21 protein-coding genes and 1 other annotated feature are annotated in these 21,507 nt (G+C 48.7%); of the genes, 7 read left to right on the top strand and 14 right to left on the bottom strand.

The genetic code is table 11. From position 1 onward, the window contains the following. Positions 1-248: 248 nt before the first annotated feature. Entirely contained in the window at positions 249-497 is a 249-nt protein-coding gene (locus DYA43_RS05710; RefSeq protein ID WP_020330225.1) for a YciN family protein, read from the top strand. A 36-nt stretch (positions 498-533) separates the two neighbouring features. On the opposite strand, the gene aroA is transcribed toward DYA43_RS05710, so the two are convergent. Next, positions 534-1,814: a 3-phosphoshikimate 1-carboxyvinyltransferase gene (gene aroA / locus DYA43_RS05705; RefSeq protein ID WP_020330223.1), complete on the bottom strand. Its 1,281-nt coding sequence runs from the start codon at positions 1,812-1,814 to the stop codon at positions 534-536. A 170-nt stretch (positions 1,815-1,984) separates the two neighbouring features. Then, complete coding sequence (locus DYA43_RS05700) at positions 1,985-2,440, bottom strand: outer membrane lipoprotein (RefSeq protein WP_061056411.1); 456 nt, start codon at positions 2,438-2,440, stop codon at positions 1,985-1,987. A 65-nt stretch (positions 2,441-2,505) separates the two neighbouring features. On the opposite strand from DYA43_RS05700, the gene aat reads away from it, so the two are divergent. The 3 genes from aat to infA all read left to right on the top strand — a co-directional run bounded on the left by aat (position 2,506) and on the right by infA (position 4,238). Beyond that, positions 2,506-3,234 carry a leucyl/phenylalanyl-tRNA--protein transferase gene (gene aat, locus DYA43_RS05695; RefSeq protein ID WP_061056410.1) on the top strand — a complete coding sequence of 243 codons (729 nt, stop codon included), beginning with the start codon at positions 2,506-2,508 and terminating at the stop codon, positions 3,232-3,234. 2 nt (positions 3,235-3,236) lie between these two features. Beyond that, entirely contained in the window at positions 3,237-3,938 is a 702-nt protein-coding gene (locus DYA43_RS05690) for an arginyltransferase (protein WP_024374702.1), read from the top strand. Positions 3,939-4,019: 81 nt separating this feature from the next. Beyond that, positions 4,020-4,238: a translation initiation factor IF-1 gene (infA, locus tag DYA43_RS05685; protein WP_006075347.1), complete on the top strand. Its 219-nt coding sequence runs from the start codon at positions 4,020-4,022 to the stop codon at positions 4,236-4,238. A gap of 124 nt (positions 4,239-4,362) precedes the next feature. Here infA and clpA read toward each other — a convergent pair whose 3' ends face one another. Both clpA and clpS read right to left on the bottom strand, forming a co-directional pair. Then, the gene (clpA, locus tag DYA43_RS05680; RefSeq protein ID WP_020330219.1) at positions 4,363-6,630 is read right to left on the bottom strand and encodes an ATP-dependent Clp protease ATP-binding subunit ClpA; all 2,268 of its coding nucleotides are present in this window, start codon (positions 6,628-6,630) and stop codon (positions 4,363-4,365) included. A 40-nt stretch (positions 6,631-6,670) separates the two neighbouring features. Further along, entirely contained in the window at positions 6,671-6,991 is a 321-nt protein-coding gene (gene clpS / locus DYA43_RS05675; RefSeq protein WP_020330218.1) for an ATP-dependent Clp protease adapter ClpS, read from the bottom strand. A gap of 531 nt (positions 6,992-7,522) precedes the next feature. Between clpS and cspD the strand changes: the two genes are divergently transcribed. Next, positions 7,523-7,744 (top strand): cold shock domain-containing protein CspD, encoded by a 222-nt coding sequence (cspD, locus tag DYA43_RS05670; RefSeq protein ID WP_020330217.1) that lies wholly within the window; start codon positions 7,523-7,525, stop codon positions 7,742-7,744. Between the two features lie 95 nt (positions 7,745-7,839). Here cspD and DYA43_RS05665 read toward each other — a convergent pair whose 3' ends face one another. Further along, positions 7,840-10,068 (bottom strand): NADP-dependent isocitrate dehydrogenase, encoded by a 2,229-nt coding sequence (locus DYA43_RS05665; RefSeq protein ID WP_061056409.1) that lies wholly within the window; start codon positions 10,066-10,068, stop codon positions 7,840-7,842. Between the two features lie 308 nt (positions 10,069-10,376). On the opposite strand from DYA43_RS05665, the gene DYA43_RS05660 reads away from it, so the two are divergent. Next, the gene (locus DYA43_RS05660) at positions 10,377-11,069 is read left to right on the top strand and encodes a pseudouridine synthase (RefSeq protein WP_207958706.1); all 693 of its coding nucleotides are present in this window, start codon (positions 10,377-10,379) and stop codon (positions 11,067-11,069) included. Positions 11,070-11,117: 48 nt separating this feature from the next. On the opposite strand, the gene hisIE is transcribed toward DYA43_RS05660, so the two are convergent. From hisIE to hisG, 8 genes are read right to left on the bottom strand one after another with little or no spacing between them, the layout of a single operon-like run. Beyond that, positions 11,118-11,747, bottom strand: coding sequence for a bifunctional phosphoribosyl-AMP cyclohydrolase/phosphoribosyl-ATP diphosphatase HisIE (hisIE, locus tag DYA43_RS05655; RefSeq protein ID WP_047458173.1), 630 nt, complete (start codon positions 11,745-11,747; stop codon positions 11,118-11,120). Further along, positions 11,744-12,517 carry an imidazole glycerol phosphate synthase subunit HisF gene (gene hisF / locus DYA43_RS05650; protein ID WP_061056408.1) on the bottom strand — a complete coding sequence of 258 codons (774 nt, stop codon included), beginning with the start codon at positions 12,515-12,517 and terminating at the stop codon, positions 11,744-11,746. The genes hisIE and hisF overlap by 4 nt, the downstream gene beginning before the upstream one ends. Then, a complete protein-coding gene (gene hisA / locus DYA43_RS05645) occupies positions 12,499-13,236 on the bottom strand; it encodes a 1-(5-phosphoribosyl)-5-[(5-phosphoribosylamino)methylideneamino]imidazole-4-carboxamide isomerase (protein WP_061056407.1) in 738 nt (245 codons plus the stop codon). Before hisA ends, hisF begins: the two co-directional genes overlap by 19 nt. Positions 13,237-13,284: 48 nt before the next feature. Further along, a complete protein-coding gene (gene hisH / locus DYA43_RS05640; RefSeq protein WP_061056406.1) occupies positions 13,285-13,896 on the bottom strand; it encodes an imidazole glycerol phosphate synthase subunit HisH in 612 nt (203 codons plus the stop codon). Continuing rightward, positions 13,896-14,969: a bifunctional histidinol-phosphatase/imidazoleglycerol-phosphate dehydratase HisB gene (gene hisB / locus DYA43_RS05635; protein WP_024374599.1), complete on the bottom strand. Its 1,074-nt coding sequence runs from the start codon at positions 14,967-14,969 to the stop codon at positions 13,896-13,898. The genes hisH and hisB overlap by 1 nt, the downstream gene beginning before the upstream one ends. A gap of 53 nt (positions 14,970-15,022) precedes the next feature. Then, positions 15,023-16,063 carry a histidinol-phosphate transaminase gene (hisC, locus tag DYA43_RS05630; protein ID WP_020330208.1) on the bottom strand — a complete coding sequence of 347 codons (1,041 nt, stop codon included), beginning with the start codon at positions 16,061-16,063 and terminating at the stop codon, positions 15,023-15,025. Positions 16,064-16,068: 5 nt separating this feature from the next. Next, positions 16,069-17,361 carry a histidinol dehydrogenase gene (hisD, locus tag DYA43_RS05625; protein WP_061056405.1) on the bottom strand — a complete coding sequence of 431 codons (1,293 nt, stop codon included), beginning with the start codon at positions 17,359-17,361 and terminating at the stop codon, positions 16,069-16,071. Positions 17,362-17,366: 5 nt separating this feature from the next. Then, entirely contained in the window at positions 17,367-18,263 is an 897-nt protein-coding gene (gene hisG, locus DYA43_RS05620; RefSeq protein ID WP_020330206.1) for an ATP phosphoribosyltransferase, read from the bottom strand. Between the two features lie 54 nt (positions 18,264-18,317). Then, positions 18,318-18,454: a sequence feature (His leader region), on the bottom strand. Between the two features lie 373 nt (positions 18,455-18,827). Here hisG and DYA43_RS05615 point away from each other — a divergent pair. Continuing rightward, positions 18,828-19,769: a sigma-54 interaction domain-containing protein gene (locus DYA43_RS05615; protein ID WP_038128219.1), complete on the top strand. Its 942-nt coding sequence runs from the start codon at positions 18,828-18,830 to the stop codon at positions 19,767-19,769. Between the two features lie 42 nt (positions 19,770-19,811). Here the strand turns inward: DYA43_RS05615 and DYA43_RS05610 are convergent, their stop codons facing one another. Next, the gene (locus DYA43_RS05610) at positions 19,812-21,413 is read right to left on the bottom strand and encodes a Na+/H+ antiporter NhaC family protein (protein ID WP_020330204.1); all 1,602 of its coding nucleotides are present in this window, start codon (positions 21,411-21,413) and stop codon (positions 19,812-19,814) included. Between the last annotated feature and the right edge of the window lie 94 nt (positions 21,414-21,507).

The raw sequence follows: 21,507 nt of genomic DNA, 5'->3' as shown, positions 1-21,507 counted from the left end.
AAGAGAAGATCAACTTGTTTTTTTAAAAAACCATTTATTTGCTCGACAATTCGACGAAAGCGTATTCTCTGTTCTAAAACCCGCACATACTAAAGTGACTGTGCGTCCCGTGCGACCGCAAACGAGTGAAATATGGAACAAATCACAAATTGCTTAACAACGAGAATGCGACTTTAGCTGCTTTTGATCATGGTATTTACGTGTCACAGCTCTAAACTGGAGCCAGTTCCAACCTGAGGAGAAGTACAATGAATGAGAAAAAAGCCATCAGTGAATTTGATCTGTTGCTGATCGCCAACCAACTGATTCAGGAGCACGAAAGCTATATAGAGGGCATGCGGGCCGAGAGCGTGGAAGAGAAAGAAGGTGTTCTGGTATTCAAAGGCAACTACTTTTTGGACGACAAAGGTTTGCCTACGGCGAAAACAACGGCGGTATTTAATATGTTCAAATATCTCGCCCACCAGCTGTCCAAAGAATTTACTGTACAAAAATAATAAAAGCCTCGTTAAGAGGCTTTTATTTCAATCACTTTAGTGACTCAGCTGTGCAAACTTATCAAAATAATCCGGGAAGGTTTTTGACGTACACTTAGGGTCATTAATGGTCACTGGCGTATCGCTCAGAGCAACCAAAGAGAAGCACATCGCCATACGATGGTCGTCGTACGTATCAATCGCGGCATGAATCAACTGCTCCGGTGGCGTAATGATGATGTAATCTTCACCCTCTTCCACCGTTGCACCGACTTTACGCAACTCAGTCGCCATTGCGGCCAGTCGGTCTGTCTCTTTCACTCGCCAGTTATATACATTGCGAATCGCCGTAGTGCCGCAGGCAAACAGGGCCGTAGTAGCAATGGTCATTGCAGCATCAGGAATATGGTTGAAATCCAAATCCACCGCATTCAGTTCGCCGCGACGAGCGATAACATAATCATCACCCCATTCGATTTGTGCGCCCATTTTTTCCAACGCTTCAGCGAATTGAATATCACCCTGAATACTGTTCTTACCGATACCGGTCACTTTTACCTGGCCACCTTTAATCGCGGCCGCGGCCAAGAAATAAGACGCCGATGATGCATCCCCTTCTACCAGGAAGTTACCTGGAGCAACATAAGACTGGCCAGCTGGAATGACAAATTCCTGATAATCGTTGTTGATCACCTGAACGCCAAACTGTTCCATGATGTGCAGAGTAATGTCGATATAGGGTTTCGATACCAGCTCACCCTCAATCTTGATGGTTACTTTACCTTTTGCCAAAGGGGCAGACATCAGAAAAGCAGTTAAGAACTGACTGGAGATCGAGCCGTCAATTGAGACGGTTCCCGACTCTAAACCTGTACCCGTGATACGCAATGGTGGGTAGTTTTCGTTTTCCAGATACTCGATCTGCGCACCAGCTTGACGCAAAGCATCAACCAGATGGCCGATTGGGCGCTCCTTCATGCGCGGCTCACCCGTCAGGATGAACTCGCCCTCTCCCAGACACAACGCAGCGGCCAGAGGGCGCATAGCAGTACCTGCGTTACCTAAGAACAGTTCCTGAAGCTCAGAGACGGTAAACGGCTTACCGAGCCCTTCCACTTCACATTCGGTTTTGTCTTCTGACAAACGATACACCACGCCCAGCTTGCTCAGGGCATTCAACATGTGGCGAATATCATCACTGTCGAGTAGGTTGGTCAGACGCGTCGTACCTTTGGCTAACGCAGCTAGCAGCAGAGCGCGGTTTGATACACTTTTGGAACCCGGAAGGTTCACTTCTCCGTCAATTTTGGCAATGGGTTGTAACGTGAGGCTTTCCATTAAAGTTGTGTTCCTTGCACCGCCACTATTCCTGTTTTTATTTAGGGCAGTGAAAATTCTTCGTACCCGCAGACTAACCAAATTCTATGGGGATAGCCAGTGCTAATCTGCGGTTTAAAATGAAATTCTGCCGACACCATAGCCGCCAGCGGAAAGCCGTACAGACCAGGCTACATCTCCTTATCCACTCTTACTCCATCGTCAAAATACAGAATACGTACCCGGTCACCGGAACTGAACAACATCTGACTATCGACATCCTGAATCACGTCAATCAACTTCCCTTCTGAAGTTTTGATCAGAATTTCCACCAGACGATACTCTACATGATAGGTTTGGTTGGCATTGGAACGAGCAATGCCCGCGCCCGCCACCGCACCAATCGCCGTCGCGACTTCTCGACCATGCCCATCCCCAAACTGGTTGCCAATCAACCCACCAACTACGGCGCCAAGCAGAGTCTCCCAACCATTCGCCTTTGAATGCACGATATCTTGTTGAGAGATGTAGCGTACCGTTTCAACCTGGCCGAACACCACCTCATTCACTGGGCGAGCCTGATTTCGCAGGTAGGCAGCATTGGCAAACAAAGGAAAAATCAATAAGATCAAAAACCACCGTTTCATTTTTATCTCCTTGAAGATGAATGTTGTTGGGAAACTGCTTGGGTTACTAGGACACTAACGAAGCTATGGCGATATATCTCACCGAACTGGCACCGGGAAACTTTGATTTTCCCTCTCCCTACTCTGCGCTGAAAGAACCTAATGGCCTGCTGGCGTTTGGGGGCGATCTCAATCCCGAGCGGATTTACCAAGGTTACCAAAGCGGCATTTTTCCTTGGTATGGTCCTGATGAGCCTATTCTATGGTGGAGCCCTTCGCCACGCGCTGTGTTTGATCCTAAGACCTTCATTCCGGCAAAAAGTGTGAAAAAGTTTCAACGCAAACACCAATACACTGTCAGTATTAATCACGCGACCGCTGATGTCATTGATATGTGCGCGGCGGTACGTTCTCCGGAAGAGACCTGGCTGAATGAAGAAATGCGTCAGGCCTACACTCAGCTTGCCCGTGCAGGAAAGTGTCATTCGGTGGAAGTGTGGCACCAGGACGCCTTAATTGGTGGATTGTATGGTATTGAAGTAGGCCGATTATTTTGTGGCGAGTCGATGTTCAGCCTTGCAACCAACGCATCAAAAATTGCATTGTGGTATTTCTGCCATCATTTCAAAACCAATCAAGGTCAGTTGATTGATTGCCAGGTGATGAACCCGCACCTTAAATCATTGGGTGCAAAGGAATTATCCCGCGACAAATTCATGCAATCATTGCTATCTTTAAAAGAACAGCGTGTAACAGAAAATTGTTTTCAACCTCAATGGCTGACTTGCCCGGTTGAAGCATCTGCTGAGGAGTAAGTATGAGTTCCGATCTGCAACATATTCGTATTGGTCTCACCAACAACCATCCGTGCAGCTACCTCAAAGACCGTATGGAGCGCGTCGCGGTCGCTATCGACACTCAGATGCAATCGCCAGAAAATTATGAAACTCTGCTGGCCAACGGTTTTCGCCGCAGCGGAGATACGATTTACAAGCCCCATTGTGATACCTGCAGTGCCTGCGAAGCTCTGCGGGTTTCTGTGGCAGATTTTGTACCATCCAAAAGTCAGAAGCGATTGCTCGCTAAAACGCACCGCGAGTGTCGTTGGGAACTCAAGGACGATATGGACAAAAACTGGTTCGCGCTCTATTCACGTTATATTAAAGCGCGCCATCGCAACGGCACCATGTACCCGCCGCGCAAAGACGAGTTTGATAAGTTCGCACATTCTGAGTGGCTCGATACACGCTATTTGCATATTTATCATCATGATACCTTGGTTGCGATCGCGATTACCGATTTGCTTCCCCACAGCGCCAGTGCATTTTACACCTTCTTTGACCCGGACCACCCACTCTCGCTGGGCACACTCGGTGTGCTGACCCAACTGGAGCTTTGTCGACAAATGGGTAAACAATGGCTTTATTTGGGATATCAAATCGATGAATGTCCTGCCATGAACTACAAAGTGCGCTTCCAGCCTCATCAAAGGCTAGTAAATCAGCGTTGGCAAGGGTAGAATACGCCCCAACTTTACATATTGATTGATTAACGGCAGAATGCGGCCGTTAATTTTTGCCTAATTTCTAAAGAGGATTAAATGGCTAAAGAAGACGTAATTGAGATGCAAGGTACGGTCCTTGATACTCTTCCAAACACAATGTTCCGTGTTGAGCTAGAAAACGGTCACGTAGTAACAGCTCACATCTCTGGTAAAATGCGTAAGAACTACATTCGTATTCTTACTGGTGACAAAGTTACTGTAGAGATGACTCCATACGACCTGACTAAAGGCCGCATCGTCTTCCGTGCTCGTTAATCACTGATTTTCGAATGCAACAAAAACGGAGCTTTGAGCTCCGTTTTTGTTGCCTGAGAGACAGGATGAACAGCAAAGAAAAAGCGCACTACTCTGAGTGCGCTTTTTTGTTTGTGCCGTGAGATCAATGAACCACTTCTTCTCGTGTACCCATGTACTTGAAGGTGAGTTGATCTTCGTTCAGGTCCACTTTAACCGTACCACCATCCACCAGAGAACCGAACAGCAGCTCGTTGGCCAGTGGTTTCTTCAGCTGTTCCTGAATCACTCTGCCCATCGGACGCGCGCCCATTTCACGGTCATAGCCTTTCACTGCCAACCAGTGGCGAGCGTCTTCCGACACTTCCAGTGAGACACCACGCGCATCAAGTTGTACTTGCAACTCGACGATGAACTTGTCGACAACCTGATGAATCACACGCTCGTCCAGCGCGTTGAACCAAATGATGTGGTCCAGACGGTTACGAAACTCTGGCGTGAACACCTTCTTGATTTCCGCCATCGCATCATGACTATGATCCTGCTGAATCATACCGATCGATTTTTTCACCGTCTCCGCGACACCAGCGTTGGTGGTCATCACCAAAATCACATTGCGGAAGTCAGCTTTGCGGCCGTTATTATCCGTCAGTGTGCCATTGTCCATCACCTGTAGCAGCAGGTTAAAGATATCCGGGTGCGCTTTTTCAATCTCATCCAGCAGTACGACTGAGTGTGGATGTTTGATAACGGCATCTGTCAACAAACCACCCTGATCGAATCCCACATAACCCGGAGGTGCGCCGATCAAACGGCTGACCGAATGACGCTCGCCGTATTCCGACATGTCAAAGCGCAGCAGTTCGATGCCCAGCAGCTTAGATAGCTGGACGGTCACTTCTGTTTTACCGACCCCAGTTGGGCCAGCAAACAGGAACGAACCGACCGGACGATTGTCCGACCCCAGACCTGCACGAGTTAGTTTGATGGACTCGGTCAGAACATCAATAGCGTTGTCTTGTCCGAACACTAACATCTTCATCTTTTTATCCAGATTTTTCAGGATATCTTTGTCAGATGAAGAGACTGATTTTTCCGGAATACGCGCCATTTTGGCAACCATGGCTTCGATTTCTGCAACACCAACCGTTTTTTTACGGCGGCTGGCTGGCATCAAGCGAACACGTGCACCGGCTTCGTCAATCACGTCAATCGCTTTGTCTGGCAGATGACGTTCGTTGATGTATTTCGCCGACAACTCTACCGCGGCACGCAGCGCTTCTTTGGTGTAACGTACATCGTGGTGCGCTTCGTATTTCGGCTTCAGACCCATCAGAATTTTGGTGGTGTCGTCTAATGAAGGCTCGACGATATCAATTTTCTGGAACCGACGAGAAAGCGCGCGTTCTTTTTCGAAAATATTACTGTATTCCTGATAAGTCGTTGAACCGATACAACGTAGCTTTCCGCTGCTCAGTAGAGGCTTGATCAGGTTTGCCGCATCTACCTGTCCACCAGACGCAGCACCTGCACCGATAATGGTGTGGATTTCGTCAATGAACAGAATGGCGTCTTTCTCTTTCTCCAACTGTTTCAGAATGGATTTGAAACGTTTTTCGAAATCACCACGGTATTTTGTTCCAGCCAGCAGTGAACCGATGTCTAACGAGTAGATCACGCTGTTCTGAATCACTTCAGGCACCTGGCCTTCTACAATTCTCCACGCCAAGCCTTCTGCAATGGCAGTTTTACCAACGCCAGCTTCACCCACTAACAGCGGGTTGTTTTTACGACGGCGGCACAACACCTGAATCGTACGTTCCAGTTCTTTGTCACGACCGATCAGAGGATCGATTTGACCTTGTTTCGCCAGATGATTCAGGTTAGTGGCAAAACTTTCCAGACGTTCATCAGAGCTGACGTCTTCACCACTCTCTGTGCCAAACGAATCGGACGATGGCTCATCGCCAGAACTGGATGCTTTGGTAATGCCGTGGGAAATGTAGTTCACGATATCCAGACGGCTGATATCATTTTTCTTCAGCAAATATGCAGCGTGAGACTCTTGCTCGCTAAAGATCGCCACCAGCACGTTTGCGCCAGTCACTTCACTGCGGCCAGATGACTGCACATGGAATACCGCGCGTTGAAGCACGCGCTGAAAACTCAGTGTTGGCTGTGTTTCGCGAGTTTCATCATTTTCAGGAATGAGAGGGGTTGTTTGGTCGATAAAAGTGTCAAGTTCACGACGTAATGTGTCGATATCTGCCTGACAGGCCAGTAATGCTTCCTTCGCTGCATCGTTTTCCAACAATGCAAGTAGGAGGTGCTCGACGGTCATAAATTCATGTCTTTTGTCTCGCGCCCGAGCGAACGCGCCATTTAGACTCGACTCTAGTTCTTTGTTAAGCATAAGGCCTCCTTAAGGAACAACCACATTGTCGTCGCAAGTGCTAAGCTCGCTCCATGGTACACAGCAGTGGATGCTCATTTTCCCTTGAGTACATTGTCACCTGTGCGACTTTCGTCTCTGCAACCTCTGCAGTAAATGTGCCACAAATTGCTTTCCCTTCGTAATGCACTTTCAGCATCACTTGAGTTGCTCTTTCAATATCCATCGAAAAGAAACGTTCCAGGATTTCGATTACAAAGTCCATCGGTGTGTAGTCATCGTTGTTTAACACCACGTTATACATAGCCGGCGGCTTAATTGCTGTTTCTTCTCGCTCCAGTAAATCTGAGCCTGGAGTTACCCATTCAAAATTTTTACTCATGACGGCCGTATTTCAGACTGTTTCTCAAACAAATTAGACATTCCAGTCCCTTCTATCAGCACGGTTTCATAACGTAACATGCTGTCAGTTCAGGTGAAAAACAACCCTTACTTAGAGACTAATGCAGCAATTGTATCGCTGCAAATAAAACATTGCTATTCAGCTTCATCACACAAGCAAACGTTCAAAAAGACGCCACCATTATGCAAACGCACTCACAATATGCTTCGCTATTTGCAAATAGCATTTTTATCAAAATGCCACGGATAGATAGGAAAGTTAACGAAGTTGCAATCAAACAAGTGCCAACTTGACGCAAGATGGCAACAAAAGTGATTTACTTATAAAACTCTATATCTTTATACGTTTTTACTATTGACTGTGTTCAATCATTGACTACATTGGTCAATTAGTGACTAAAAATTTGGCAGCGGCTGAATTGCTATTCACTATTTGGAGAGCTCTTCGATGGAGAAAAGAGAGTGTTCTCTTCAACAACATCAGTAACAAAATGCATGAGGGATGTATAGCATGGCTACAGGTACAGTGAAATGGTTCAACAACGCCAAAGGATTTGGGTTTATTTGTCCTGAGGGTGAAGATGGAGACATTTTTGCACACTACTCAACGATTCAAATGGATGGCTACCGCACACTGAAGGCGGGCCAACAGGTATCGTATGAGGTTGAACAAGGACCTAAAGGTTACCACGCGAGCAGCGTCGTACCGATTGAAGGTCAATTAGCAAAATAATCGCTGCCAAAACATTTGTAATACACAGCCAGTAAACTCTACCGGACTGAAAAAAGAAAACCCGCCAGCTGGCGGGTTTTTTATTGTCTGTGTATTTATGCACGGTCAACAATGTGATTCAGAGTTGCACTCGGGCGCATCAGTGGTGCCGCTTTCTCAAATTCAGGCAGGTAGTAACCGCCCAAATCGCCCGCCACACCTTGCGCGCCATTCAGTTCAGCAACGATCTTCTCTTCGTTGTCTTTCAGCTGTTGCGCGATTGGAGCAAATTCCGCTGCCAGATCCGCATCTGCGGTCTGCTCAGCCAGAGCTTCTGCCCAGTACATCGCTAGATAGAAGTGGCTGCCACGGTTGTCCAGTTCACCCACTTTACGTGATGGTGACTTGTTGGTATCAAGGAATTTGCCCGTTGCTTTGTCCAGTGCGTCCGCCAGAACCTGCGCTTTCGCATTGCCAGTCACCACGCTCAGGTGCTCCAGAGAAGCGGCCAGAGCCAGGAATTCACCCAGTGAATCCCAACGTAGATGGTTTTCTTTCTGAACTTGTTGAACGTGTTTTGGAGCCGAGCCACCTGCGCCAGTCTCAAACAGACCACCACCATTCATCAGTGGCACGATAGACAGCATTTTCGCTGACGTACCCAGTTCCAGAATTGGGAACAAGTCAGTCAGGTAGTCACGCAATACGTTACCCGTTACGGAGATAGTGTCCAGACCTTGCTTGATACGAATCAGTGAGAACTTAGTCGCTTCAACCGGAGACAGGATCTTGATTTCCAGACCGGCTGTGTCGTGCTCAGGCAGGTACTGGTTCACTTTCTTGATCAGCTCTGCGTCATGCGCACGTGCTTCATCCAGCCAGAATACCGCTGGCGCGCCTGATGCGCGAGCGCGAGTTACCGCCAGTTTCACCCAATCTTGGATTGGCGCATCTTTTACCTGACACATACGGAAGATGTCGCCTGCTTCCACAGCTTGCTCAAGCAGTACATTGCCTTCAGCATCGACAACGCGCACGGCGCCGTCTGCATCAAGGATGAACGTTTTATCGTGTGAGCCGTACTCTTCCGCTTTCTGAGCCATCAGACCCACGTTCGGTACGCTGCCCATGGTGGTTGGGTCAAACGCGCCGTTCTCTTTACAGAATTCGATCACCGCTTGGTAAACGCCCGAGTAACAACGATCCGGGATCATCGCTTTCGTATCTTTCTGTTTACCGTCTGGGCCCCACATTTGACCAGAAGAACGAATCATCGCTGGCATTGATGCGTCAACGATAATGTCACTTGGTACGTGCAGGTTGGTGATACCACGGTCAGAATCAACCATCGCCAGTGGTGGCTGAGTTTCGTAAACCGCTTGAATCGCTGCTTCAATTTCAGTGCGCTGCGCTTCTGGCAGAGTCTGAATTTTCGCGTACACATCACCCAAACCGTTGTTCACGTCAACGCCCAGCTCTTCAAACACTTTACCGTATTTCGCGAAGACGTCTTTGTAGTACACCTTCACCGCGTGACCGAAAATCACGGGGTCAGACACTTTCATCATGGTCGCTTTCATGTGCAGCGACAGCAGAACGTTCTGCGCTTTCGCATCCGCGATTTCTTTTTCAAAGAATTCAATCAGCGCCTTTTTACTCAGTACGCTGGTATCAATGATTTCTTTATCTTGCAGTGCGAATGGTTTCTTCAGCACTTTGGTTGAGCCATCGTTGCCAACAAATTCAATCGAAACTTGAGTTGCACCGCTCAGCGTCACCGATTTCTCGCTGCCAAAGAAGTCTTTATCTTCCATGCTTGAAACGTGTGATTGAGAATCTTTGGACCATGCGCCCATTGAGTGCGGGTTTTTCTTCGCATAGTTCTTCACTGATGCTGGCGCGCGGCGGTCTGAGTTACCTTCACGCAGCACTGGGTTCACCGCACTGCCTTTGATTTTGTCGTACGTAGCTTTGATCGCTTCTTCTTCGTACGTACTTGGCTCTTCAGGGTAGTTTGGTAGCGCGTAGCCTTTGTCTTGCAGCTCTTTGATCGCGGCTTTCAGCTGAGGAATAGAGGCAGAGATGTTCGGCAGTTTGATGATGTTCGCTTCTGGCGTCTGAGCCAACTCGCCCAGTTCAGCCAGTGCGTCGCCAATGCGTTGTTCTTCTTTCAAATGCTCAGGGAAGTTGGCCAGAATACGGCCTGCTAGCGAAATATCACGCGTGTCAACATTGATGCCTGACGATGCCGTGAATGACTGAATGATTGGCAGTAATGAATACGTGGCAAGCGCCGGTGCTTCGTCAGTAATGGTATAAATAATTGTAGGTTTTTCTGTAGGCATGAACTTTCCCTATTTGTTCTAACAGCACCATTGGATGAAACAGCACTGTGTGAATGTCCGTACTCAAGTAAGTATTACATCCTCAAACTTGTGCACGATAATCCCACTCTTTCAAGTCTCAGGTCGAACGACATTCATTGTGTTCGGTTTAGTCCGTGAGTGAAGGCAGTTATAATTAAACAAAAGCAAGATAATAGTCTATCATCTTGTTCGTCAATCCTGTTTTCGGGCGCGCAAATGATAGCCTAAAATCGACAGCCAGAAAACTTTCAAACACAACTCATTCACATTTTTGCAAGGTACTTAACATGTCATCCCGCTCACCGCGAGCTTCTTCTCCCTCTTCTCGTCCCACAGGCAAATCTCATTTTAAACAGGCAAAACGCCCGGGTTCTGCACGTCCAAATAAGCCTGCGTCATCGGTGCGTTCACGTACCGACAAACCAAGAGTTTCACCTCAAGAACGTAAGGTTGTGATTTTTAACAAGCCCTTCGATACGCTGAGTCAGTTTACCGATGGCGATGGGCGTAAAACGCTGGCCGACTTTATTCCAGTCAAAGATGTGTACGCCGCTGGCCGCCTGGACCGCGACAGTGAAGGTTTGATGGTGTTGACCAACGATGGCATTCTGCAAGCCAAGCTGACTCAGCCGCAGTCCAAATCGCCTAAAACCTATTGGGTGCAAGTGGAAGGTGCCCCCCAGGAAGCGGATCTGGATAAACTGAGAAACGGTGTCGAATTGAAAGATGGCCCGACATTACCTGCTATCGTTGAAATCATGCCTGAACCTGAAGTGTGGGAGCGTAATCCGCCAGTGCGCTTTCGAGCCGCTATTCCGACAACCTGGCTCGCTATTACCATTATCGAAGGACGTAACCGTCAGGTGCGTCGCATGACGGCCAATATCGGTTTTCCGACTCTGCGTCTGATCCGTTATTCGATGGGCGATATTGTTCTGGGCGACCTCCAGCCCGGCGAATGGAAACACATTGAGATTTAATTTGCCGACTTCCCATAAAAAACGCCCCAATCAGGGGCGTTTTCTTTATTACTTGTGACGCTCTTTGAGCTTGTTAATCACATCGTTCATGGCAAGCCCTTGGTCTTGTAGCAATACCAGCAGGTGATAAATCAAGTCTGCCGATTCACAAATCAGCTCCGCCTTATCGCCCGACGTCGCCGCAAGCGCGACTTCAACGCCTTCTTCACCCACTTTCTGCGAAATGCGTTTGGTGCCACGCGCATAAAGGCTAGCGGTGTAAGAGGATTCTGGGTCGGCACTCTTGCGGGCAGCCAGTAGCTGCTCAAGTTGATGAAGCCAAACCATTTGCGACTCCTCTTGCGCGTCACCATCCCAACACGTCGTTGTGCCGGTATGGCACGTCGGGCCAATCGGATTCACTTTGACCAGCAGAGTATCTTGGTCGCAATCAAGTGCAATGTTCTTGAGTTCAAGCACATTACCCGACGTCTCACCTTTGGTCCAAAGGCGCTGCTTGGTACGGGAGAAAAATGTCACCTGATTGGTTTCTAATGTTTTCGCCAGCGCCTCTTGGTTCATGTAGCCCATCATCAGCACCTGGCTGGATGCAAAATCTTGAACGATCGCCGGCACCAGACCATCGACCTTGTCCCAGTTAATACGGTCTGAGAGCGCTGTCGTTACTGCTTGGCTCATAGTCTTACCTCGATCTGTTGTTGTTTTAGATAGTGTTTGAGTTCACCGATATTAATGATTTGCTTGTGAAATACCGATGCCGCTAGAGCGCCGTCGACATTCGCCAACTTGAACGCGTCCGCAAAGTGTTCCATCGCGCCCGCGCCGCCCGAAGCAATCAGCGGCACTTTACAGACTGCACGTACCATATTGAGCTGCTCTAAATCGTAGCCATTTCGCACGCCATCTTGGTTCATCATATTCAGCACGATTTCACCTGCACCACGCTTTTGTACTTCTTGCACCCAATCTTTGGTTTCCCATTGGGTGGCTTTAGTGCGCGCTTCATCACCGGTAAACTGGTAAACCTGATACTTGCCCGTCTCTTTGTCGTAATAGGAATCGATGCCGACGACGATACATTGAACGCCAAATTTATCCGCTAAATCGGTGATCAGCAGCGGATTGGCCAGCGCGGGTGAGTTGATGGAAACTTTGTCGGCACCAAACTCCAGAATGCGCGCCGCGTCATCTGCGGATTTAATGCCACCCGCAACACAGAACGGAATATCAATCACTTCTGCAACGCGTGCCACCCAGCTTTTATCCACCACTCGGCCATCACTTGATGCGGTGATATCGTAAAACACCAGTTCATCGGCGCCTTCTTCTGCGTAGCGTTTTGCCAGCGGTACGATGTCACCTATGATTTCGTGGTTGCGAAACTGAACGCCTTTCACCACCTGTCCATCACGGACATCAAGACATGGAATTATGCGTTTTGCCAACATGCGAATGCCTCCTCAGCGGTGAATTTGCCATCCAGCAGCGCGCGGCCAACGATCACGCCTGCGACACCAGTGTCTTTCAGCGCTTCGATATCCGCTAAGCTGCCAATGCCACCGGATGACTGGAATTGCACTTGTGGGTACTGCTTGCACAAGTCGACATACAAGCCCACATTTGAACCAGCCAACGTGCCGTCGCGTGAAATATCGGTGCACAGGACGTGTTTGAGCCCAACGGTCAGGTAGTTCTCGATCAGCGCTTCAATTGTTACGCCTGAATCTTCCTGCCAACCGGAGATGGCAACTTTGCGCACGCCCTTGTCGTCGATGTTGATGTCGAGCGCCAGCACGATTTTCTCCGCGCCGTATTTGCTCATCCAACCTTTCACCAGTTCCGGCTGTTTGACCGCGGTGGAACCCACGACCACCCGTTGCGCGCCCGCTTCCAGCAGGTCAATCACATCTTGTTCGCTGCGCACACCGCCGCCGATTTGAATATTGGCTGGCGTACTCGCCAAGAGTTTGGCAATTAAGTCCAGTTGGCGCGCTGAGGTGTCTTTCGCGCCGGTTAAATCAACCAAATGCAGCCAGTTTGCACCCGCTTGGTGATAAAGGTTGAACTGCTCTGCCGGGTCTACTTTGTATTCGGTCACTTGGCCGTAATCGCCTTGATAAAGGCGAACGACCTGACCTTCAATTAAATCTAATGCGGGAATGATCATTCTAAATCCTTATTCCTGCCTGACGACATTGTCGCCAGACGTCAATCCTTACAGTTCCAGAAAGTTTTGAATCAGCTTAGAGCCTGCTCTTGAAGAGCGCTCTGGGTGAAACTGCACACCGTAGTAGTTGCCGTTTTGAATCGCGGCGCTGAAGGGCTGACCGTACTCACATTGCGCAATGGTGTAATCGCCGACGGGCATGGCAAAGCTGTGAACGAAGTAAAAGTACTCACCCTCTTCGATCCCTTTAAACAGCGGATTGCCAGCGTTGGCCGACACGGTATTCCAACCCATGTGCGGCAGTGGCAAATCACCCGTTTGCATCAGGCGGACCTCGCCACGGACAAGACCAAGACAATCGACAATCTCATCGGCTTTCTGGCCTTTTTCTTCTGACAGTTTACCCATCAGTTGCATGCCTAAACAGATACCAAGCATCGGCTTTTCAACTTTCTTGACCAGCTCGATCAGATTGCGCTGCTCTAGGTTTTTCATCGCTTCGCTGGCCGTACCGACGCCAGGAAGGAATAATTTGTCTGCCGCGAGCACGACCTCTGGGTCTTTCGAAATCGACACGTCGTAGCCCAAACGTTCAATGGCAAACTTCACCGAAGAGACGTTGGCACAACCGGTATCAATAATGACAACTTTCTGGCTCATCACAGCACCCCTTTACTGCTCGGCAGTTCATTGCCCTGCACCTGAATCGCTTGGCGCAGCGTGCGGCCAAAGGCTTTAAACAAGCTTTCGATGATGTGGTGATCGTTCTCGCCCGCCGATGACAGATGTAGCGTACACGCTAAGGTGTCGGTTAAAGAGCGGAAAAAGTGATACACCATCTCAGTCGACAAATCGCCAACCTGTGGGCGGCTGAAATCTGCGTCGAATTTAAGATACGGGCGACCCGATAAGTCCAGTGCGCATTGCGCCAAACATTCATCCATTGGCAGGGTGAAACCAAAGCGACCAATGCCACGTTTGTCACCCAGAGCCTCTTTCAGTGCCTGCCCCAAAGCCAATGCGGTGTCTTCTACCGTATGGTGATCGTCGATGTGTAAGTCACCCACGACTTTCAGTTTGAGTTGGAAGCCGCCGTGGGTCGCAATTTGATCCAGCATGTGGTCGAAGAAACCCAAGCCTGTCTCGATTTGATTGCCACCGGTTTCATCCAAATTCACCGCAACCAGAATGTCGGTCTCTTTGGTTTTACGTACCACTTCTGCTGTGCGCGCTTTGACGGTCAGGTCTTTCACAATCTCGCGCCAGCCCATGGTTTGCGGATTATATTGAATACCGCGAATCGCCATGTTCTCTGCCAATTGCAGATCGGTCATGCGATCGCCAATCACCACGGAGTGTTTGAAATCAACTTTGCCGCCTTGCAGGTACTCTTTCACCATGCCCAATTTTGGTTTACGGCATGAACAGTTGTCTTTTTCAAAGTGTGGGCAGATCAGCACGTCATCAAATTTAACGCCCTGAGATTCGAAAATCTCCATCATCATATTGTGTGGCGCATCGAAATCTTCTTGTGGGTAGCTGTCAGTCCCCAATCCGTCCTGATTGGTCACCATGACCAGACGGTAGCCCGCGTCCTGAAGAGTCAGCAGACTCGGAATCACATACGGTTCGAGTTTGAGTTTGTCTAAACGGTCGACCTGAAAATCGACAGGTGGCTCAACAATTAAGGTGCCATCACGGTCGATAAAAAGAATTTTCTGTTGATTGCTCACGGGAATGTCCTTTTCTTACAGCAGCGATACCCGCTGCATGTCATAACTTTTAATTACTGGTAGTAGTTGCGAATAAACGCGACCGTTTTCTCACACTCTTCACGGTTACCCACCGAAATGCGCACACAATTTTCAATCGGTGAATTGCGCAAGATGATGCCGTGTTCCCATGCTGCTTTAAACAGCGCGTCGCCATCCGGGAATTTCACCAGCAAATAGTTGCCCCAGCCTTCAAATACCTGGACACCGTCAATCATCTGCAAGCCAACTTGCAGGTAAGCACGGTTGGCATTCAAATCCAGCACCTGGAATTTGGCACGTGCCAGCCCGGCTTCAGACAGCGCCTGCACCGCGATATCCGCCACAGGCACCGGCACTGGGTAAGGGGCAATCACTTTCAGCAAAACGTTGATAAGTTCTGCGTTTGCCAGCGTGAAACCACAACGTAGCCCGGCCAGCGCAAATGCTTTCGACAATGTGCGCAGAATCGCCAGATTCGAGTACTCAGCCAGTAAGTCAACGGTGGACGCTTCCGGGCAGAAGTCGATATACGCTTCATCCATCACCACAATCGCCCGGCCTTTGGTCATCTCTAATAATGAGATGATGTCTTCGCGCTTCACCAGATTTCCGGTTGGGTTGTTCGGGCTGCACACAAACACCAATTTCACGTTGTCCAGATTGGCTTCGATAGTTGGCAGATCAAGTTGCCAGTCTTGGGTAAGCGGTACTTTCTTGCGTTCTACACCAAAGGTTTCGGCACTGATGGCGTACATACCGTATGTCGGCGGACAGAATAAAATCGCATCTTCATTCGGTTCACAAAAGGCACGAATCAGCAATTCGATGCCTTCATCAGCACCACGCGAAGTCAGAACCTGTTCTGGTTTTACACCAGCGTAATTGGCATAAGCCTGAATCAAGGCTTTAGGTTGGCAATCGCTGTAACGGTTGAGGCGGGCAAAATCCGTTTTGTACTCGTTATCAAATGGTGATTCATTGGCATTCAGCCATACATCACCACTACCACCAATGCGGCGTGCAGACAGATACGGGGTCAATGCCTGAACTTGTTTACGTGCGAGTTTTTCCATGATGATTAAGCCTTCTGTAACTTTTCTACTCGAATGGTCACGGCACGTTTGTGTGCATCCAGACCTTCCGCATTTGCCATTGCTACAACGGTCGGAGCCAGAGTTTGCAGACCCTCTGCACTCAGCTCTTGCACTGTCATTCGTTTACTGAAGTCTGCCAAGCCCAAACTTGAGTAGGTACGGGTATAACCGTAGGTCGGCAGTACGTGGTTAGTACCTGATGCGTAATCGCCAACCGACTCTGGCGACCAGTCACCCAGGAAAATAGAACCAGCATTGTCGAGCAGTGGCACCAACTCACGTGGATTTTTGGTCTGAACAATCAGGTGCTCCGGACCATAGAAGTTTGAAATCGATACTGCTTGAGTCAGCGACTCAGCGATGATGATTAAGCTAGATGCCAGCGCTTTTTCAGCGATACCGGAACGTGATAGTTCTTTCAGTTGCTTTTGCACTGCGTCGGTCACTTTGTCGGCAACGACTGGTGATGGCGTCACTAACACAACTTGAGAATCTGGGCCGTGTTCTGCCTGGCTGAGCAAATCAGCGGCGATAAAATCTGGGTCAGCGGTATCGTCAGCAATAACCAATACTTCTGATGGGCCTGCTGGCATATCAATCGCCGCACCGCGGAAATCGTTGCTCACCTGACGCTTAGCTTCGGTGACATACGCGTTACCCGGGCCAAAAATCTTATCGACTTTAGCCACGGTTTCGGTGCCGTAAGCCATGGCCGCAATCGCCTGGCCGCCGCCAACGTTATAGACTTCATCAATCTTACACAGCTTGGCTACATACAGAATTTCGTCGGCAATCGGCGGCGGTGAACACAGCACCACTTTACGGCAACCCGCAATTTGCGCCGGAACACCCAACATCAATACTGTTGACGGCAGTGGTGCGCTACCACCCGGAATATAAAGGCCCACTTTATTGATGGCGTGTGTCACTTGCTCACACACCACACCCGGCATGGTTTCGACCTTAATTGGTTGCGGTTTCTGTGCTTTATGGAACTTTGCGATATTGGTGTAAGCCTGCTCCAGTGCCTGTTTCATCTCGTCGCTAAGACGTTCAGACGCTGCGTCAATTTCGTCTTGAGTGACACGAATCGATTCTGGTGTCACACGGTCAAACTTTGCAGTCAGCTCCAGCAGCGCAGCATCGCCTTCTGCACGCACCTTCGCGATCACTTCCGAAACGGCAGCAGTAATATTGGCACCTTCTGCAATGGCAGGACGCTCCAGAATGGAATCTTGCTGAGTTTCACTCAACGATTGCCAAACAACAGTTCTCATCGCGATTACTCCATAATCTTTTCGATTGGTAGAACAAGAATAGAACTTGCGCCTAATGCTTTCAGCTGTTCCATCGTTTCCCAGAACAGATTCTCTGAGCTCACCATGTGTACGGCCACCTTGGTTTTATCAGCAGAAAGAGGCAGAACGGTTGGATCTTCAGCACCCGGCAACAGGGATTTCACTTGCGCCAGTTTATCCACCGGAGCATGCAGCATGATGTACTTCGATTCTTTTGCTTGTTGAACGCCCTGCATACGAGCCAGCAGCTTTTCAATCAGTTCAACTTTATCAGCCGCGAAATCACCGCTGCGCTGAATCAGAACCGCTTTAGACTGGTAAATGACTTCCACTTCTTTCAGGCCGTTCGCTTCCAGAGTTGCGCCGGTAGAAACCAGGTCAGCAATAGCGTCAGCCAGGCCAGCACGTGGTGCCACTTCCACCGAACCGGTTAGCATACAAGTAGTGAAGTCAATGCCCTGCTCATCCATGTAGGCTTTTAGCAGTTGCGGATAGGTGGTTGCGATGCGTTTGCCACGCAGATCTTGTGGACTGTTGTATGGCAGTTCTTTATCGATGGCGATAGACAGGCGACAGCCTCCGAAATCCATACGACGCAAAGAAACAAATTCACTCGGCTGGTTGAGAGCCTTACGATCAAGACGGGTTTCTTCCAGTACGTTTTCACCCACGAAACCTAAATCCACAACACCGTCCATGATCAGGCCAGGAATATCGTCATCACGAACCAGCAACAGGTCAATCGGCATATTTAGTGAGTGCACGACCAGGCGCTCACCCATGATATTGAATTTCACACCACATTTTTTCAGCAGTTCCTGACACTCTTTGCTCAGGCGACCTTTCTTTTGAATTGCGATTCTTAGGCGTTGTGTTTGCATTACATTCTTCCTTAATAACTTGTTGAATTTATTTAAGATTTATAAAAGCCAAATAGTAAAAAACCCTCGAGAGATTGGTCTCCCGAGGGTCTGAAATCTGTAAATATTTTCATGTAACCACCGGGAGCGTCCTGCCTCCCGGGTATGCGTACATCTCCCGAAAGACAACTTAGGGATGATGGTGATGATGAATGTTCATTACAAAATTACGCATACTTAACAACTTTGGGTTGGTTAACTGGATTGCTTTCAACACTAACCAAGCTGGAGATAATTTGCAACCGCTAATTTATATTTTTTTCACCTGATGAATCCACACCGAAGCGGTCTCCATCACCAACCCGAAGAAACGAATAAAGTATTAGTACGGAACTCATCCGATTTTCTTAGCGGCCACTTCCTCAATTTCATCAAAAAGTGATATTTGAGCGCAAGTCACTGACAAAGATATGCACCACATCACATAAAGATGAGCAAGCCTTTGTGGTTTCTTAAATGTAAGACACGGTCTAGACCTTAAGTTACGCTAAGTTTAAAGAGGTCATTTTACCTTGGTATCGTGAAGTGAGTGCTCATGTAGATTCATTGTGTGCCGCAGCTTACAACACGCTGGAACTGATCGGCGAGAGCTCCAGCATGGCAGATGTGCGCAACAAGATTTTGAAATACGCCAACAGTGACGCTGAAGTCCTTATCCAAGGTGAAACCGGTGTGGGCAAAGGTCTGTGTGCCAAACTGATACATAAACTCTCTGCGCGGCGTGATCACCCATTCATTGAAGTGAACTGCGGTTCCATCGCCAGTGGTCTGATTGCGTCTGAACTGTTTGGCCACCAAAAAGGCGCATTTACCGGCGCTATTTCTGACCATATTGGTTACATCCAACGCTCGCACAACGGCACACTATTTCTCGATGAGATTGGTGATATGCCACCGGACTTGCAAATTCATCTGCTGCACTTTCTTGAGTCCAAAAAGATGCAGCGTTTGGGCTCAGACAGCAGCGTAGTGGTCAATTGCCGCATTATTGCGGCCAGCCATGTAGATTTGAAGCAAGACATTATTCAAGGTGGATTCCGGGAAGATTTATATTATCGCCTCAATATTTTGCCGCTCTTTATTCCCCCATTGCGCGAGCGCAAAGTCGATATCACCGGCTACGCTCAGTATTTCCTCAATGTGTTAAGCGATGGTAAGAAAAAACATCTGACCAAACCGGTACTGGATTATCTCAGCCGCCACTCTTGGCCGGGCAATGTGCGGGAACTGCGCAACGTGATCCAAAGAGCGATCATTATGTGTGGTGATAAGAACATCACTATTGCGGATTTGGGATTAGAAATTATCGACCGTCAAATGCTGCCCGCTTCCGATACGATTGATTCCGACTATTTATTGCAGGTCATCAGCGATCATAAACACAATATGAGTGCCGCAGCCCGCTATATGGGAATATCTCGCACCACTCTTTACCGACTTTTGAAAAAGTACAATCTGCAGAAATAAAAAACTCCGCCTGGGCGGAGTTTTTTATTTGGAATTCGACGATTAAGCCGTTTCGCAACTGGTCATTTTCGCTTTTGACAGACTGACAAAAACAAAACATACCGCGATGAAGGCTGCGCTCGCTGCGGCAAACGACAACATCACTGACGCCGTCATACCCAGCACCACGAAACCTACCGCAGAAACACCAGCTACCGCCAAAGAGTAAGGAAGCTGCGTTGATACGTGATCGATGTGATTACAACGTGCACCAGTTGAAGACAGAATCGTGGTATCTGAAATTGGTGAACAGTGGTCACCAAATACCGAACCTGCCAGCACAGCACTCAGCATTGGCAGCATCAGAGCTACATCGGTAGCACCAGCCATATCCCCTGCAATCGGCAGCATGATGCCGAATGTGCCCCAAGAAGTACCGGTCGAGAACGCCATGATCCCCGACAGAGCAAATAGAATCACTGGCAACCAGTGTGGGTTGATGTTGCCTTGCACCATGGATGAAAGGTAAGCACCGGTTTTCATGTCGCCGATAACAGAACCGATTGTCCAGGCGAAAATCAGAATCAGAATCGCACCGAACATCGATTTCGCACCGATCCACAGTGTTTTCGCGATTTCACCCAAACCAATACGCTGCTTCAGAACGGTATACAAAGCCACAGCCAAACCAACCAGGCCACCGTAAATCAGTGAAGTACCCACATCGGTATTTTCAAATGCGCCCAACACGTTGAACGCAATACCATCGCTGGCTAGTGATTGACCACCCGTGAAGAGCATCGCGCCAATAGTAGCGATGATCAGTAGAACGATAGGCAGGATCAGATCAGACACTTTACCGTGCTCGCTTTCGCGGATATCCAGCTCTTCATTGAGATCGTGAGCCGCTTGAGAGTCACTATCATCGTCACTGTCGAAACCTCGGCCCTGAGACGCATTAATTTCATGTTGACGCATTGGGCCGATGTCCATCTTGAACCAGACCACCGCGAATACCATCAACAGAGCGAAGATCGCGTAGAAGTTCATCGGTACCAGACGCATGTACGCACCCAGTGGTGAATAGTCAGTGATACCGTGTGACACCAGAATGCCACCGATGATGGTCATAATGTAGGCACCCCAGCTTGATGCTGGCATCACTACACACATTGGCGCTGCGGTCGAATCCAGAATATACGCCAGTTTAGCGCGAGACACGTAAAAGCGGTCAGTAACCGGACGAGCAATAGAACCTACGGCCAGGCTGTTAAAGTAGTCATCAACAAAAATGAACACGCCCAGGAAAGCGGCCAGAAGTTTAGAGCCTCGTTTACTTTTCACTCGAACCTGAGCCCACTCAGCGAACGCACGAGTGCCGCCAGAGAGTGTCAGCAACGCCGTCATCATACCCAGCAGAAGCAGGAAGCCAACAATACTCATGTTCCAAGTATTTAGACCGCCGTCTTCAACAAAGACACTCGATACTTTAGAACCAACATAGCTCAATGCCCCACCGACAGAGTAGTCAGCAAGAAGTAACGCACCTAATAAAATACCTACACCGAGAGATACCAATACTTTGCGGGTAACAATAGCGAGGCTAAGAGCCACCAGCGGCGGAAGTAAAGATAGTGGAGAGGAAGCAAAATCAATTACATTCATGATCTTCAAAAACCAGTAATAAATGGCTAGAGATCTACTGCAGACAAACCACGCAACGCTGCACGCAATTTATGTTGAACTAAGCGAAAGGGAA

Source organism: Vibrio fluvialis (genome assembly GCF_900460245.1).
Lineage (GTDB): Bacteria > Pseudomonadota > Gammaproteobacteria > Enterobacterales > Vibrionaceae > Vibrio > Vibrio fluvialis.
Note: the sequence above shows the minus strand (reverse complement) of the source record. Positions and strands in the feature narration are given on the sequence as shown.